The following is a 17,239-nucleotide window of genomic DNA, read 5'->3' on the forward strand; positions in this document are numbered from 1 at the left end:
AGCAATTGCTCTTGTAAGATAGAAATAATTGTGAATTTAGAATTATTACACAGAACACAAAAATCAGGAGTATTCCCAAAAATAAATTACTGAATTATAGAAAACTTACACACGAATCTCTGTGAAAATTGCTGAAATGGAACTAATGTTGGGAATAGCAAGATTATAATTCATTTCAATTTTATCAGAATCAGGTTAATTTAACTAATTCCATTTTTTTAATTGTAATAGGGCTGAATTCAAGTAATCTGTTAATTCGGGTAGTTTTTGAATTATAGGCAAACTTAAATTATAGTACTTTAATGGATTGAAATCTATCTCAGGGTATCTTGATTTGTTGTTATGATTATGTGAAAGTAAATTTGAAAAAAAAAGAATTAAGACATTATAATATTCTATTAAAGCATAATTAAAATGCTCTTTTGCATACTCTATTACCTCATTTAGTTGATTTTCATTTAGCATTAAATCATTAAATTCATTTCTAGCTTCTATTGCCTTTTCAGGATTTATTTTATTAACTAAATCAAAAAATAAATTCATCTTGTCAATTAAACAGTCTTTAAATTCATTTGGAAGTTCGAAAGTGTATGAACTCAAATCATTAAGAGTTTTTAATACCTCATCTAATATTTCATTTGAATATTCAAATATTTCTTTTCTTTTTGGTAATAAGGTTAAACCACTTTCTAAGTTATTTGAGTAATTAACCATATTTCCACTTCCAAATAATTTTTCAAATTCATAATTCTTCAAAAAATCCATTTCTTTTTGTCTTTCCTTTATGGAATTTATAAACAAATTTAAAGTATAGTGCCCAGTGTTATTGGCGTCTTTTTCAGAAACAAATGTTTTAACTATAAAGGCATAAGCTTTTAATCCTTTTTCAGAAGCTTGCTGAAAATGATAAAAAGAATTAGAATACATTTTATTTTCATATAGAATCTTTGAAGTTTCTAAATCTTCAATTGCAATTGTAATCCATGAGTTGATGTAGTCTTTATTCATTTGAAAATTTTTCCTCGAAATACTTTAGATTTTGCAATTCATTTTGATCATCAAACCAAAGGATATATTTTCTAGTCTTTTGATTATGAATAACTTCTCTAATATTATCATTTAAAGGATTTTTTTTTATAAAATGTGTCGCTAACCAAAACAACTTCATCTTTTTATTTTTAAGCTCTTTAAACAAAACATCTTTTTTAAGTAAAATTATTTCTTGAGAATCACCATAACTATATCTTTCAGTATTAATCTGATGTTTAAATCCAATTTGATTATTGTCAATGTCAAAATAGGTGTTATTATCTAATTCCGTAATTTTAAGTATTTGTCTAATTTTTTTTGATGGGATTATTATTTCTTCTTCACCATCAACACTATTTCTCATTGTTCTTGTCAAACAATTAAAAGCAAATTTGCTTTCAGCGAATTCAGTCACATTATTGTTTTCGCCAATCCAATTCATCCAAAATAAATTAGATGTATTAGTATAAGTATCTGTATCTGGACTTGCAAAATGACTTATATAAATTGATTTTAAATTTTTATTCAATTGTTTTGAAAAATATTTAAAATCTTCTTCAGTAATTAAATAACCATAACAATCGATAAAAGAATTAATAGTCTTTGATGAATTTGTAAGTGCTGTACTTTGATAGATGGACAAATATTCATTTACAATCTCCGAATCAAAATCAAGATTATTATAGATGAGCCAATTATTAAAATCTATTTTTGGGTCTTTGCTAACCATCTTATTTATTTCATCTTGAATATCTTTTGAATTGTCAATTTCAGGAGCTAATTCTTCTTTTATTACCCATAATGGAGGATTAAAGTATTCATCCACTTGGCTTTCAAGACTACTTTGTAAATCTTCTATAGGATTATTAATATGTACAATTTTAGAATAATCATCAATCCAATCAAATTTCCTGCTCTCTTTATCAAATTTATAAGGTAAATAGTCTGATAAATAACCTTTTAAATAATGAACAGCCAACCAAACATACTTTTCTTCATATGTGAATTCTTTGCTTTTACTTCCGTGACTTGCATCAGTATATGAACTTCCTTTTACTCTATCAAAACCCAAAGATTTAATATACGCAATTGCTGTTGACATACCCCAAGTTCTTGAAGATTCACTACCTTTTAAAACCGAACTGTATTTGGAATAAAAATCACTAATAAAAGGATTACTTTTTTCATATGAATGTGAATTGAATCCAGTAGCTATTGATAAAAAATCATCATAAGCTTCTTTTATGACATACCAAGATAAATCGTGAGCAATAGGATAAAACTCTTCTCTAGGATTTTTAATGAATTTTTCATCAACTTCTAAAATTATAAAATCGTCTTTTATGGTTGGTCTTGCTTTCTCAACCTCATTTTCTGATATAAGGCTAAATTGAAATGCTCTTTCAACTATTGATCTAAAGCCGTATCTAACAATGACATTTCTAAATTTATTAGTATCATTAAAAACATTATTTAAACACCACAAAGCAATTTCAAGAACAGCATTCTTGTCTTTGCATTTAGTTGCAACACCCAAAGTAATCGATGCTAAATCTTCATTAATTTGAGGATCTTTAATTGGCACCATTAAATCTAAAAGTTTCTTGAATTCAATAGGTAAAATCAAAGCCCATTTAGTTAGTTTAATCCTTATATTTTCTCTTAATTTTTGGTCAATAGTTGTAAGTCCCCATGTATATACCAATGGAAGTCCATTAAACATATCTGTTTCATCTAAATCAAAATTATCATTAAGAATGCTTTTTATAGACCAATCATTCAGCTCATATTCTTTTACTTTCAATTTTGTTAAAACTAAATTCTTTTCAGTTCCATCAAGACCCGACCAAAACTTATCTCGTTCAAAAACACTTGGAATATTTTTAAGAATATTGTGAAGAAACATGGCATTAAAAGCACTCTCATTATCATAAGAAAGTGGTATAATTAAATCTTGTAAAATTTTAAACCTTTTAAGGTAATCTTCATTAAATATTTGTGTTATCCAATCTTTAAATTTATTACTTAATTTATTTGGAGCTAAAGACAATGTGATTAATTGAAGTTCAAAAATTTCACTTTCAGAAAATCCTTTTGTCAAAAAATTATCAAAACCAATAAGTTTTTGATTCTTTATAAATACATCAGTAATAATGTCTTCGATGATTTTACGATTTGGTATAAAATCTATATAGGAATTATTTATATCATCTAACTCATTTGACAATGGTAATGGCTTAAAAATAGAATCTGGTAAACAATCAATTTCCTCATTTATTATTGAATGACTAATTTTATTTGATACAATAGTTTCAAGTATTGATTGGTAACTAAAATTATAGAAACTTTCTTTTGATTTTAATATTGAATTAGTTTTTTTTTCTCTTTCATATTTTATAAGAATTCCGTTATTTGATAAAAATTCAATTAAAAGTTCTATTTCATTATTATCTAAATACTTTAATTTCTTTTCGATTTCTAAATCAAAAATGTGGGTATGACTTACTTCTGAATTATAATAAAATAAATCAGATATTATGTTTAAGAAATCTAGAACAGGTTTTATTGATTTAGATTTTTTAGTTTCTAGTGATTCTAAATATTCATCATTTATTCTTTCAACTTTTAAATTAATAAGTTTAGAAATGGCAGTTTGAACCACATCATTACCTTTAATTGTTGAACCTCTATAGTTTTCGCAAAATAATTTTAAAGCAAATAAACTATCTAATCCTTTTACTAATTGATGATTTGCAATGTTAATATTATATTTCTTGAAATAATCATTTGAAACATCTTCTACTTTTACATCACCTTCTCTTTTTAATCTTAATTCCCCGTATTGTTTTTTATAAGCTGGTAACTTTTGATTATTATAAAAATATTCTCTTGCGCTAAAAACAAAACGAATCCTTTTGAATTTATTAGTTATTTCAATTGTTTCATTAATTCTGTCGTACCAATTTGTTTCGTTTGAAAAGTCTTCATCAAGACCATCAATACAAATCAAAACTTTTGTATTTTCAGCTGCTTTAATATTATCAAAAACTAATTGACAATCTTTTCTAACAGCAATTGTTTCGAGTGCATTGAAAATCTCGTTTTTATTCCAATTAATCAATTCCAATTCTTTGGATAATAATTGTGTCCAATCTATAGAATTAGCTCCTTTTGCTTGAATTAATATAGCTGGTGCTGATTTTTTTACGCATTCTTCAACAGCATAAGCCAAGCCAAGTGTTTTTCCTGTTCCAGGCTTACCTAAAATTAAACTAGTTGATACTAGAGTTAAATCGTTTTCAATCTCTAAATATTTATTAACAATCTCTGTATTAAGTTCTCTTAAACAAATTTTTAAATTTTGATAAATAGGTTTCTGAAGATCTGTAGGATTTATAGTTTCAAGTATTTCAACAGCTTCATAAATAGTGTTTAAAATTGTTAGTTCCTCCTCGTCATTTATGTTTAAATTTATTTCAACTCCATTTATTAATTTTGTTTGTAATTCTGTTGAACTTTTTATTAAGTCCTCAAGAAAACAATTAATTATTTCAAGATTTTTCTTGAGTTCTTCTGAATTTAAAGTTACATTGATAAACCTGTTAGAAATTCTTAAAGTATAATTAATCTTATTTTTAAGGTCAAGTATTTTGGTGACTGTTTTTTTTCTAAACGGTAAACTATTAAGTTGTTTGTCTATTAAATTTTGAATATCTCCTTTGGTATGCAAATCGCCAACATATCTTTCTTTTAGCCAGTAATTAGTTTTTTGCAAGTCAAATTTATCTTTTAAAAAATTGGAATGAATTACTTCTTTTTCAAACCAATATTTATTTACCCCCTCATTTTCTGGAAATTGTAATTCGTTTAAAATAGTTTGCTCAAACCACCAAGTAATTTTAACGTTGGGTAAAGATGCTTTTATTTCTTTTTCAAAATTTCTAATCCTTACATCTTCACTGTTTTGAGTTGGTTTTTTACCTCTACCAATTTTAATAGAACTAACATTATGAGGAATACAAATGATATATTCGATGATATTTGGTCTAATATCTAATGCTCCTGTTATGGATTTTCTTATTTGATTGATTTCGTTATTATCTAATGCTTGTTTAAACCATTTTGACTGGATCGCAATGAAATTTCCATTTGATAGTTTGCCATAAGCTTCGATTCCGCCATCTCCACCAGCACCATTTATTACTTTAAACTCATCTAATGTAGCCGCATAGTTTCTGGATAAATATCTCTCGAATAATTGGTTACATAAAGTCTCAAATGAATTTTGGTAACTACCTCTATAAGTATTAAATGAATCCCACATTTGTTATTATTCTAGGTTAATTAACTCTTTTTTAGTAGGTTTTCAAAGCCTTTCTCCAGTATTAAATATTGTTTATGAAGTCTATTTTTGTTGTTTTATTTTGCTCTTAAAAGTTCTAATAGTCTGAAATTCAGATATAACTTCTCTTTGCCAACTTGCTCACTTTTTAAGAACCCGTGATTTTCTAATTCCTTAAGATAATTCCCCACTGTTTTTAGATTTCCTAAACCTACCTTTTCTAATTGGTTTCTTTTGGTGTAAGGCAATCTAAATAATTCTTCCATTAAATCTTTGGAATATATTTTAGGCAATTTATTTTGTATTTCTGTTGCCATATGATTCATTAGTTCTTCTATTTTAGCAATCTGCTCCCTTCCTTTTAATGCTGTTTGTTCTACCATATCCAGCATAAAAATAATCCAATCTTGCCAATTTTCTTCTTCAGTTACTTTTCTTAAATTGGTGTAATACTCGGCTTTATGTTGGATAATATAATTACTTAAAAATAATGCTGGCAATTCCAATAAACCAGTCATTTTGAGATATAACAATAAAATGATTCTCCCAGTACGTCCGTTCCCGTCAAAAAATGGATGTATGGCTTCGAACTGATAATGAATGACTGCCATTTTTACTAATGGGTCAATAGTGTCTTCTGCATGGATAAAGTCTTCTAAATTTTTTAGTTTTTCTCTTATGACGTTCTCTCCTTCGGGCGGTGTATAAACCACTGTATTATTTGCAGGGTTTTTTAATTGTGTGCCTGGTGCATTTCTAATACTAGATTGATTTTCTTTAATAATCTGTGCTAAAGCAATGAATAGATTCGTGTTTAAAATGGGACGTTTTTCAATTTGTTCCACCCCATACCATAATGCATCTTTATAATGTATAACTTCTTTAGTGGCTGGATTATCATTTTTCTTTTCGGCTATGGAAGCTTTGAATAATTCGTCTTGGGTGGTAATGATGTTTTCAATAGCAGAACTGGCCTGTGCTTCTTGTAAGTTGATGGTGTCAATAAATAACGTCGGATTAGGTAAATTGGTTATAGCTCCTTTTAGCTCTGACAAAGCTCTACTAGCACTGATAGTTTTTTTTAGAATGACCATATTTTCTATTTCCATTTTAGGTGGCAATAGTGGTAAACTGTTATATGGTATTTCTGGATTATATATTGATTTGCTATTCATACTTGCACTCTTGAACAAGGGTGCTTTTCGCCCTTGTTTTATGTTCAAGTGTAAATATAGTAATTTTTTACTCTCGTTTCATTTATGTAGGTAAAATTTGCCTTCGTTGGATTAAAAAAAAATTAGAAAGCTTTGTTCACTAGGTTTGTGCAATACTAAATAAGAAATTTATTTCTATTTCAAGAAGTTTATTCTTTTAATAATTTTAAGTCTTTATATACTTCTTTTAATAATTCACCTGGATCTACATCAATAGCCAAAGCAATTAAATAAAGTTCATCAGCACGCAACTTAGTTGATTCATTAGAACTCAATTGAGAAAGTCTAGCCTGACTTATTCCAGTACGCCTAGAAACCATTGCTCTATTCACAGATTTTTTTGTAAGATATAATCCTAAAGATGTCATGAATATTTCGAATTTATATAGATAAATATACTTTGAATATATAAAAATGTAGAATTTCTAAAGTTTAATTTTGAATTTTGATAGATTATGTATAGATTTGTTTAGATATTCTAAAGAATACTTAAGAAATCTAACATTCAAAAGCAAAAGATATGGACGAGGAAATTTACACTAAACAAGAACAGATTATAGATAAACTAAAATCTCTTTTAGAAATTAAATATGTATATAAAACAAGAACTAAAAAGGAAGGTTTCTTTAAGCCTCTATTAATTGTGATACTGAAAGGAAACTGTTCTTCCTTAACCAATGAATTATCCTCCATGGTTGCAAAAATATTTCAGGATGAAACGGACTTTTTGTACCGAATATTCTCCTTTGAATATGCCTATCAACAGTTAAAAGAAGAAAACCTATTTTTTGTATATGGGTGTACTTGGGATAAAATAATATTTCATAATACTAATTTAGAATTAGACAGCTTTCATGAGTATTACGTTACTGAAAAAACACTTAATAATATTCAATCCCTTTTCGAAAGGGAACGAGATAAAATAGCAGCCTTTTTGGACGGTGCGACCTTTTTTATTGAAAAAAATAATCTATCCCATGCCGCTTATATGCTGCATCAATATATAGAACTATGGTTTCGCTTTGTCTCTCTTTTTACAATGGGCAAAGAGCGTAAATGTCATAGTATTAAGGAACTTCAAACCTATATAAAAACATTTGATCCAGAACCGGGCAACCTTTTCAATACAGAAATAGAGGAGGAGCAACACCTTTTAAAATTATTAGATGATGCTTATATAACGACACGCTATGAAAACAATTACCATATCAACTTGGAACAAATCTATAGAATATTGGAGAAAGCCAATAAAATGGAATCCTTGGCTACGTCATTGTTTAAAATCAAATTGGATGCCTGTATTGTTGAAGTAGTCAATATTAAAGAAATCAAAGTTCCCAAAGAACAAAGTTCAGTACCAAATAACACAGAATTATTGAGTTTCATAAAATCCCTATCCAAAAAGGATTTCTCTTTTTTAACACCCTATCCCTTTAAAAAGGGACATTATACCATTGGAATAGTAACGGAAGGCTATTTAGAAACCTCTTTTATGATTTCGAATCTGTTAAAGGTATGCATCATTGCCATGGAAGCCGATTACTGTTCAACACGTTCCATACCTGATCCAGAACATAACATTAGAGAGGTTTTAGGCTATGTTTTGGACATGATACCCCATAATGAAATGGAACTGTTGGATGTTATCAGAGATTTAACTTTAGAACCAGAAACTAACAGCTGATGAAAGAAAAAAAGAAACATAGAAACAAATTAAAGGCCATTAAGAAGCACATTGAAAACTTCCCTGGAGTAAACTCGGAGGCTTATGGAAACAGGACAAGAAAGACTATCGGATTTGAAGTGTTCGATAATGAGGATATTACAAGTAGCATTTCGGCACTTTTGGAGGTGTGTTATTTCGCATTGGATGGCAATGGCACTTTCATTTATCCCAAGCATAGCAATAAGACACCGATATCCAGTGTGACCAAGGTACTCGAAATAGTCATCGACCTCTTGCCACATGACCAAATGTTCTGCATGGATAAGGTCACTGAAATCCTTTCAAAGGACAAAAAAAAGGATAATTAAAAGGAAAGCCAAGGTAATTTTATTAGATGAATGCCCACAACACCGAACAAAGCAATGTCCATGGTCGGCAAGGGGAAAGGTGTTTCACGCCGTGCAGAGGGTAATCCGTTTTTAAAGCGATGGATTTTTAGGCTGGCTTTTTAAAAACGAATTTTTGTATGGGTTCGACTTTGAGCGAGGGGAATCCAATGCTTTAAAAATGAAGCAAGCTCGCCCAAAGCGAGTGCGGTAGTTTTTATAAAATTTTCAATTTAAAACAAAATTATTAATTGTAACTTGGGGTTAAGGCATAGGTCTTGGTTCTTCCCCGACCAATTTGATAAAGCACCTTATGATAAATAAGTTAGTCTATTTCTCTATTAAGAGTTGCAATACTAATAGGTTCTGGCAATAATGTTCTAATTGTAGATAAGCTTGCCTTTTCTTGAGTGGTAATAATATTTATAATGTTGGTTTGTCTATTGGTAAGATCCATTCACAAATTTAAAAATTCTAATGAATATTAAAAGTGAGTACGGTAGATGTTGGCATTTTTTAATTCTTTTTACGGATTAAAAGCCCCAACATCTATCGAGCTAATACTATGCAATGTTTTGGGAAAATAAGAGGCTTGTTCCTCTTTTTACTAAAAAATTCATTGATTTTACTGGGCTACGAGAGTTTTTTACTAAAAACAGTGAGTCGATACCTTTTTAAAACCTTTGAAACACCAATAACCGACAATATCGATCAATATAAATAAGCCACATACTTTTTACTGTAAATTATTGCCTGTTTATAGGAATTACGGGACCATTTACTGTAAAAGTCAAATAATGCGTATTTGGCAAACACTACAACGGTTCAATATTCACTAAATCATATGAAATCCTATGGGTTTGCCGCAAATAAATGCCATTTTAATGGGTTTTCAAGAGCTTATGCCGCAAATCTGAAATAAAATCAACTATTTAAAATTGTTAAATAATTGATTTTAAATGAAATATGAAACAGTAACACCGCTTTGCGTGTTACCCTCTTGCTATTCCCTTAGATTCGCAATGTCATTTACATAGAGCTTTCTTTTAAGATATTTGATCCTTAAATGATTTGTTATCTTTTACTCGGGAAAACCCTCAGTAATTGTAAATTACAACCAACCGATAAAGGAGAATTACAATTTCCTTTTTCGAGCTGTTTAGATATAATTCATGTATAATGAAGATTTAATAATGATTTAGTGAAAAATTGGAATAATGCTGTAAATGACTTAACAATTGGACCAGGTTCAAATAATGACGCTGTAAAAATTTTGAAAAATATTGGTAATGAAATTGAACGAACACCAATTAATGTAGTTAAAGAAGTAAAGAAAATTCTTCCTAGAATTACCTTATAAAATTGATATTATGAAAAAATGTATAATAATGTTTTTATTTATTTTATGCTAATTGCCAAGATTCAAATAAGATAAAAGAGAGGCTTTTGTTAGAACTACAATCTGGAGATGTTGAAGATGGATGTAAAATAGTAATTTTTGTAGTTATTGCATCAGTCAATGCAATGTGTTTTATTCCAGAGCCTTCAGTTTCAAAAGCCGTATGTGCAGCGGCCAAAATTATGAATGCAGGAGCTATAAGCGATTTTTATCCAAATTCTCCAAATTTAATAAATGATGCGGGTGTTAAAGTATGTCAACTGACTTCTTCAGCAATTGATACTGGAATTAAATACACATTTGAATTTGGGGAAAAACAAACAAACGAAATCAATAATACATAGGATGGTTGAATTCTTTGGAAGGTGCAGTTCAGTTTATGTATTATTAAGTTACTATTATTTCAAGGAAATTTAGAAAAAACCTTAATTGTTATCATAAAAAGGATCTCTACATGCATCAATTTTACTAAACAACTTTTCATTTATACTATCCAAATCCAATATATTTTTTTTAATATCTAAATATGTTGTGTTTCCATTCTCATCTTTTTCCCTTTCCAAAAACATTTGACCCATTCGAGTAAAAAAACATAATTTCTCATTTTGTATTTTACAAATCCCTATCTTATCTACAATAATATCCGTCAAGAAAATAGAATTTTGGAAAAGCACAAATACATCTTTTAAAATAAAATTATCATTCTCAATTTCTACAATAGCATGTGATAATACATTTGAAGTAATTATTTTTTTATAATGCTCTGAAATTTCTATATCAACTCTCCAAGGAATATTTTCAGGTTCTTTTATTATATGATAAAATCCATGAAATCCTCTAACTAAATCAAAGAAAAAACAGGCATAATCAAAAATATTAGCCTTATTAAAGTTACCATCTAACTTGCTTACTTTATATATAGATGTATTCTTATAGTCAAGTAAAAAAGCATCTTTAATATCAGAAAAAGCGTATCTAATTACCAATTGATTAGTGTTTTTATATAAAATTTTGTAAAGAGAAAAGTTGTTATAAAAAGGTAAAATTATTTTAGTAATATTAATCAAACCATCATTTTGCGGTAAACTCATTAAATTTCTTAATTTGTCTACTAAAAAGGATTTATTTTTGAATACTTTGTTTTGCTCAAAACAATAAGCTCTAATTGAGGTTTTTTGTTCCAATATTCTTACAAATTCATTCTTTTTATTTTCTAGTTCTAATGATTTTTCCCAATTCCCTTTTTCATATTCACTTTGAGCAACAATTGCCATCCCTTTATGAAGAATCGGATTGAAAATACCGAATCTAATTTTACAAATATTCAATTCTGTTAAAATTAAATTTTCAAAATCGGATAAAAAATTGACATATTCTGGTTCAGATAATTGTTTTTTCTTATGATTATCATTGATAATAAATGCCATTTCAAAATTTGTCGTTAAAATCGATCTACTATGCTTTCCTAATTTTTTTGATAAAATTGTTTGTCCTAATTCAAAATATTCAAAACCAATTTTTAGTTGGTTATTAGAGATATAAAAATTAGCCAAATCATTATAATAATGTCCAAAAAGTACATTATCATCGTTAAAATTATTTTTTAAAATATCAAATACTAGGTCAAATATTTTTTTTATTTCATTATGATCTCCTTTTAAAAGGACAAGGCTTTGTGCAATTCTTGAGAGAGCAATAACATAATTTTTATCATTTTCACCATGAACTTCTAAAATGTTTTCTGCGGATAATTTGGCATATTTTAAAGCTTCATCAAATCGGCCTTGGCTCCTAATACAATTAGCCAATCTATTCAAACTGTAACCCAGAAATTGCTTATTCTCGATTGAATCTTCTCTACTAAGTTTTTCTCTCCACAAAATAAAGTTGTTAAACAAAATTGGTTCACTCATTTCGAACATTCCAATAGCATATAAAAAATTCGCATAAATCAATTCATTAGAAACTAAGAAAGAATATTTATTTTTAATACTATAAATCTTAAAAAAAATGTTTTGTGCTTGTTCGTATTCATCAAGTGAAACTAGAATTTCAGAATATTTTTCTAGTATTTCAAGCTCCAATTGCAAAATATTCTTATTTAAAGATGATAATTCTTCATCCGATTTAATCGAAATTTCAATGATTTTCTCAACAATATTGTAGGCAAGAGAAATGTATTTTTTTGCATTGATATAATCTAATAAATTATGATAATTATCACTTAATAAGAATTGTCTCTCTATGACTTCGTAAGTGAAATATTTCTTTAGAATTATAACTTTATTTTCTGATTCTTGTTCTAAATTTTGGTTTACGAAAAAATAATCAGCACGTTGTAATACATATATTAAAGATTCGTTACAATTTTTTTCTTTAAGTGCAATAGCACATTCGTTAGCCCATATGAAATAATTTTTTTTGTCATATATTTCTTTATGGAGTGATGCTCTTACTATATGTTCTCCTAAATTAATTTCATCTATCTTATTTTCTAAATCTAATTTTGAATTAAAGTAAGCGAAAAGAGTCTCATTAACTGAGAGATATTCAGCAAAATAATCTTCCTTATATTGAGTAGTTACACACTCTTTCATGAGTCCATGTATTGCAGCCTTATCGTTTTCAAATTTTATAAAAGAGTGGCGTTTAAGACTTTTTAGGCTTATAGTAAAAGGAGGTATTAAACCTGCTTTAACATAAACTGCTAGTATTTCATCATCAATGTAAGGAGCTAAACATAATATTTTAATAGCTTTTTCAATTTGAGGATTGAGATGTTCTAAAAAATGATTAATTAACTTTTCGTTAGTTTTTTTAAAGTCATTTTCTACAGGTTCTTTTCCTTGATTTTTTATTTTAAAGTAAGTCTCTTTTTGTAAATCTAAATAAAACGGTAAAGATAGGTTTTCAGAGTCAAGTTTATTTTTAGCTGATTTTATAATCTGAGTTCTAATATTTTCTTCTACGATTCCAGAAAGTTCTAAGAATTCTTGGGCATATTTGTCCTCCAGACCTTTCACTTCAAATTGTTCAATAAATTCATTGAACAATTCGTTTTCTTCACCCCAACTTAATTTGTCTCTTCCAAAAAACACAAAAAGAACTCCCGGCATTTTTGCGACCAAGCTTCTAATCCAAGCTTCTTTGTCTGTTATTGAATTTTGCTCATCATTCCAAAGTTTTTCATATCCATCAAAAATTATAACTATTCTTTTCCTTTTATTAAATGTTTTTATCTCTTGTTGCTTTTTCAAAAACATATTTATATCATATGCGAGTAATAATGGTAGCCGTTTTGATAATTGATGTTTATTTAATTCGTCTATATCGCCTAAAACTTTTTTTGTGCCTTTCATTCGTAACCAATCGACAATTTTTCTATTGCCAAATTCAGTGGCTTTCTTGGTAACGTGACCAATACCAGGAATAATTACGCTTCCAGCTTCAATAAGTGTTAATGCTGAATCCACAATTATATTCAAAACTTCATTTGCAACATCATTACTTGAAAACTTAGTTTTAAGTAAATATGGATAAGTTTCCGTGATATTTTTTTCCGAATGAGAGAGCATTCTATATCTTAAAAATCCAAGACAAAAAGCAGGAAGAGGTATGTTGCCTTTTTCAATTAAATCTTCCGCAATTGCCAATAATGCATTTTCAGGTATTCTGGTATTTACATTCAATTCAAAATCAACTTTATCAGAAAAAAGGAAGTTATCATTTTCAGAATTAGTTAAAAATTCTTTTATAAAAAAATCATCTTTTAAGGCTGACTTTCCTTGACCGCCTGCGCCAAAAAAAAACTTAACCCTTCTTTCATTAATATCTTGAGGATCTTCAACAGCCTTTTTAAGAATTTTTTTAAACTTTTCTCTATTGGTAAATACTCTTTTGTTCGAACTGGAGTCATCATCTTCCCAATCTAAAGTTAAGTCTTCATTGTATAGCATAATTTAATTCTAAATTGTAAAGTTTTATAAATATATAAAAAATAGTCTTGGGCTCTTTAACCTCCTAAAATTTTGGTAAAACAATAGGCGAGTGGAGCATATATATTTTAGGGGTCTAGCAATACAGTTTCTTAATAGTTGAGATATTCAATAACTTAGAAGTAATCTTAACGAGTTACAATGTTTCCAAAAATATAGCGTAGCGAACAGTAATTGTTTCAAAAATTATATACAGTCTTGATTTTTTTTGTTTCTTTTTTTTAGTAAAAAAGAATTAATAAAACTTTAAATTCTATTTTACTTAGAATTTAAGCTAAAGGAAGAGTTGGATTATTGTGTGAAAAATAATTATGAGCAATTTTATTTTATAATGCAATGACACTTTTTGCTTATTCTGTCTATACACCTACTAACGAATTCTATCTTTGACTCACAAAAGGAATTAAGAGGAGACAAAGAAGCTATTAGAACAGCATTCACCAAAATATAGCGACTTGTCTATGATAGTGGATATAAGGGTAATTTAAAGTCCAGTAGACGACAGCGCCATTAATTGACGGAGTATGTGTGTCCACTGTACGCTAATTAGATTTTTGTGTTGTGCATATATTAGATTTTTATGTATTAAAACCAAATGAAAACTTCTTAAATTATTGTCTTTAAGAAAGAATGGAAACAAATGATGTCGTAAGGTGTTTAAATAAAATTTTATATTATAAGGATTCTCTTATAATATAATTTATATGGATATGTGAAAAATTTGTATCTTTACACTAATAAAAACAAATAAATTTTGTTTTTAAATAGCTCTTTTTGACTTTAGTGTACTATTAGGTGAATCTACTTAAATAAAATCACTTAAAATGCTATAAAACAGTGTTTTATAAAAAATAAGGTAATCCTGTCATCCCGACAAAATGGGTTTAAAGAGAACCTATTAAAAAGTCAATCAAATGATTTTTAAATAATTACATTTTTTTGATTTTATTTGATTGGCTTTAATATCAAAACAAAAGTCACCTATTCGGTTACCTATTTTGGACCGAAATTTTTCACTACATTGGTAACTCATTAGTGTCTGACTTTCGCTTCGATTTGACTTTCGGAAACAAATCGAGTATTTATCTAAATCGATAGTCCATGGGCATTTCAAGAACTTTCAGTATTCATTTTTGGCTAAATCTGGCCAAGAAAAAGACGATTTGGCACCCATTTATGCCAGGGTTACCATTGATGGGAAACGGGCGGAAATCAGTTTACAAGGACAAGCATCGGTTGCCTATTGGGATACCAAATCGAAGAAAACCCCCTCTAGAACGCCTGAAGGCAAGGCGTTGAACACCTATTTGGACCAAGTGTATGCCAAAATTATTATACAACGGAAAATTATATCAGGAAATTTTTGGTACAAAAGAAGAAAACGGACGATATTTTTTAAAGCATCTTAAGTACAGTTTCATTATTGATTTTGAACAATATCTAAGCAAGGGACCTTCTCTACAAAACTCCACCCCCTTGAACAATAATGGAGTGATGAAGCATCTAGAGCGTTTACGCAAATTCATGAACCTCGCTATGGACCTGGAATGGTTGGACAAGAACCCATTTGCCCGTTATAAGCTGAAATTCAATAGACATATAAAGGGGGTCTTGTCCAAAGAGGAACTGAAACGTTTTGAAGATATACACTTTGACAATAAAGGCTATGAAATAGTGGGGGATGTTCTTGTGTTTGCGTGCTATTGAGCGAGATGGATTATGGCTTAAAAAAGATGATGATACAGAGGTGCAGGAGAATAGGGAGATATTGCTAGAAGCTTTGGAATTGTACAAGAATCTTATGAATACGGTTTTGCACCTATATCTATAATTTTTTATATTATAATTTTATTTGCTGGTTATTTATCAAATTGATATTTGATTGTAGGTGGTTTCATTTTTTATTATAATTGTTATATAAGGAATCTATATATTGCTTAATGAGCCGATATCCTTCTTTATGTGTGACTGTAGTACCAATTTTTGGCATATGGACCGGTCCTTTGGCACCCATTCTGAAAGTAATATGATTGCTGTAATCCATAATGCCTGTCTTATAAAAAGGTGTGGTATAACTTAAATTAAAGTTGTACATATTAGCTATTCCATTTGGATTATGGCAATGTGAACAATTGATATCAAAATAGGATCTGGCTCTATCATTTAAGCTATAATTTTTATTATAATCAACCATAGGTTTGATAGAATCCAGTGAAGCACTGACCAATAAATTCTCATCTGGAAAATAATCTATTTGGTTTTGTGTTACGCCATCATGATTTATGGGAGTAACCAAGTTTCGTAGCTTTGGCCCAATAGGAACTATTTCATTTCCTTGTTTGTGGCACATTATGCAATCTGCAAGTGATGGTATTTTATAATTAATTTCTTTGTGTATATTATCGGCTAAAGTGGTCGTAATATTGACGGTTGCCCCTTCTTTAATCAGAGTGGCGTCTTTTTGCTCATTATCCCATTGATATACTCCAACGTTCCAGACTTTATTCGATTTTATCAATAAACGAGTCTCTATAATATTTTTGATAGCCGATTTGTTTTCATAGTAAAAAGTCTTAGCTATAATAGTGCCTTCAGGAAAATTTAAGGTTTCTTCTTTACTAATCTCAATTTTCTTTTCTAATGGAATTTTAACTAACCTTTGTTTTAGAGCATAATCAGTAAATAAAGTTGCATTCAATTTATATTCAATAACCCCTTCGTTTGGAATAAGTTCACTCATATTTTTTTTAAACAAATTATATTCTGATAGGTTCTGGTTAAAAGAAATTTTATTAATATGTTTATATTCTTCTTGTTTTTTACCACAAGAAGCTAGTAAAAATATTACCGCAAGAATTAAGCTGATTTTCAAAATATTTATCTTTCTAATTGTCATTTTTTATTTTTGATAATATTTTTTTATCAATGAAGAACGTGCCAAAGGGTATTATACATGCGAACAAAACTTTCCAAGTGGTTTCTGTAAATTTCCAGCTTTGATTTACTCCTATACTCAAAGTATTGAATATATACAGGAGAAATAGTGCGCCGTGAACAGGTCCCATTGTCTTGACCAAATTTGGTTGCTCAAATCCATATTTTAATGGTACGGCTATAAAAATTAATATTAGCAAGGAAATTCCTTCCAATAAACCGATAAGACGAAGTCTTCCAACGCTTGTTTTTAATAAATTCATATAGAGAAATA

The 17,239-nt window shown here is 28.6% G+C and carries 14 protein-coding genes; 6 read left to right on the plus strand and 8 right to left on the minus strand.

The window, feature by feature from the left end:
- Positions 1-204 precede the first annotated feature (204 nt).
- The 4 genes from PQO00_RS03470 to PQO00_RS03485 all read right to left on the minus strand — a co-directional run bounded on the left by PQO00_RS03470 (position 205) and on the right by PQO00_RS03485 (position 6,953).
- Positions 205-1,008, minus strand: a complete 804-nt coding sequence (locus PQO00_RS03470; RefSeq protein ID WP_274183439.1) for a HEPN domain-containing protein — start codon at positions 1,006-1,008, stop codon at positions 205-207.
- Positions 1,001-5,353, minus strand: coding sequence for a hypothetical protein (locus PQO00_RS03475; RefSeq protein WP_274183440.1), 4,353 nt, complete (start codon positions 5,351-5,353; stop codon positions 1,001-1,003). The genes PQO00_RS03470 and PQO00_RS03475 overlap by 8 nt, the downstream gene beginning before the upstream one ends.
- A 95-nt stretch (positions 5,354-5,448) precedes the next feature.
- Entirely contained in the window at positions 5,449-6,546 is a 1,098-nt protein-coding gene (locus tag PQO00_RS03480; RefSeq protein WP_274183441.1) for a Fic family protein, read from the minus strand.
- 188 nt (positions 6,547-6,734) lie between these two features.
- On the minus strand, positions 6,735-6,953 hold the full coding sequence (locus tag PQO00_RS03485) for a helix-turn-helix transcriptional regulator (RefSeq protein WP_274183442.1): 219 nt from the start codon (positions 6,951-6,953) through the stop codon (positions 6,735-6,737).
- Positions 6,954-7,105: 152 nt separating this feature from the next.
- Between PQO00_RS03485 and PQO00_RS03490 the strand changes: the two genes are divergently transcribed.
- The gene (locus PQO00_RS03490) at positions 7,106-8,269 is read left to right on the plus strand and encodes a HEPN domain-containing protein (protein WP_274183443.1); all 1,164 of its coding nucleotides are present in this window, start codon (positions 7,106-7,108) and stop codon (positions 8,267-8,269) included.
- Complete coding sequence (locus tag PQO00_RS03495; RefSeq protein ID WP_274183444.1) at positions 8,269-8,619, plus strand: hypothetical protein; 351 nt, start codon at positions 8,269-8,271, stop codon at positions 8,617-8,619. The genes PQO00_RS03490 and PQO00_RS03495 overlap by 1 nt, the downstream gene beginning before the upstream one ends.
- 343 nt (positions 8,620-8,962) lie before the next feature.
- Here PQO00_RS03495 and PQO00_RS03500 read toward each other — a convergent pair whose 3' ends face one another.
- The gene (locus PQO00_RS03500; RefSeq protein WP_274183445.1) at positions 8,963-9,094 is read right to left on the minus strand and encodes a hypothetical protein; all 132 of its coding nucleotides are present in this window, start codon (positions 9,092-9,094) and stop codon (positions 8,963-8,965) included.
- A 744-nt stretch (positions 9,095-9,838) separates the two neighbouring features.
- Here PQO00_RS03500 and PQO00_RS03505 point away from each other — a divergent pair.
- Positions 9,839-9,997: a hypothetical protein gene (locus PQO00_RS03505; RefSeq protein WP_274183446.1), complete on the plus strand. Its 159-nt coding sequence runs from the start codon at positions 9,839-9,841 to the stop codon at positions 9,995-9,997.
- An 86-nt stretch (positions 9,998-10,083) separates the two neighbouring features.
- Positions 10,084-10,380: a hypothetical protein gene (locus PQO00_RS03510; RefSeq protein WP_274183447.1), complete on the plus strand. Its 297-nt coding sequence runs from the start codon at positions 10,084-10,086 to the stop codon at positions 10,378-10,380.
- Between the two features lie 81 nt (positions 10,381-10,461).
- On the opposite strand, the gene PQO00_RS03515 is transcribed toward PQO00_RS03510, so the two are convergent.
- Positions 10,462-13,992: a tetratricopeptide repeat protein gene (locus PQO00_RS03515; protein ID WP_274183448.1), complete on the minus strand. Its 3,531-nt coding sequence runs from the start codon at positions 13,990-13,992 to the stop codon at positions 10,462-10,464.
- 1,172 nt (positions 13,993-15,164) lie between these two features.
- Between PQO00_RS03515 and PQO00_RS03520 the strand changes: the two genes are divergently transcribed.
- Both PQO00_RS03520 and PQO00_RS03525 read left to right on the plus strand, forming a co-directional pair.
- Complete coding sequence (locus PQO00_RS03520) at positions 15,165-15,440, plus strand: Arm DNA-binding domain-containing protein (RefSeq protein WP_274183449.1); 276 nt, start codon at positions 15,165-15,167, stop codon at positions 15,438-15,440.
- Positions 15,352-15,738: a phage integrase SAM-like domain-containing protein gene (locus PQO00_RS03525; protein ID WP_274183450.1), complete on the plus strand. Its 387-nt coding sequence runs from the start codon at positions 15,352-15,354 to the stop codon at positions 15,736-15,738. Before PQO00_RS03520 ends, PQO00_RS03525 begins: the two co-directional genes overlap by 89 nt.
- Before the next feature lie 187 nt (positions 15,739-15,925).
- Here PQO00_RS03525 and PQO00_RS03530 read toward each other — a convergent pair whose 3' ends face one another.
- Both PQO00_RS03530 and PQO00_RS03535 read right to left on the minus strand, forming a co-directional pair.
- Positions 15,926-16,927, minus strand: coding sequence for a hypothetical protein (locus PQO00_RS03530; RefSeq protein WP_274183451.1), 1,002 nt, complete (start codon positions 16,925-16,927; stop codon positions 15,926-15,928).
- The gene (locus PQO00_RS03535; protein ID WP_274183452.1) at positions 16,917-17,228 is read right to left on the minus strand and encodes a DUF3817 domain-containing protein; all 312 of its coding nucleotides are present in this window, start codon (positions 17,226-17,228) and stop codon (positions 16,917-16,919) included. Before PQO00_RS03535 ends, PQO00_RS03530 begins: the two co-directional genes overlap by 11 nt.
- Positions 17,229-17,239: the final 11 nt, after the last annotated feature.

Origin of the sequence: Flavivirga sp. 57AJ16 (assembly GCF_028736925.1) — a bacterium.
In the GTDB taxonomy this organism is placed as follows: domain Bacteria; phylum Bacteroidota; class Bacteroidia; order Flavobacteriales; family Flavobacteriaceae; genus Flavivirga.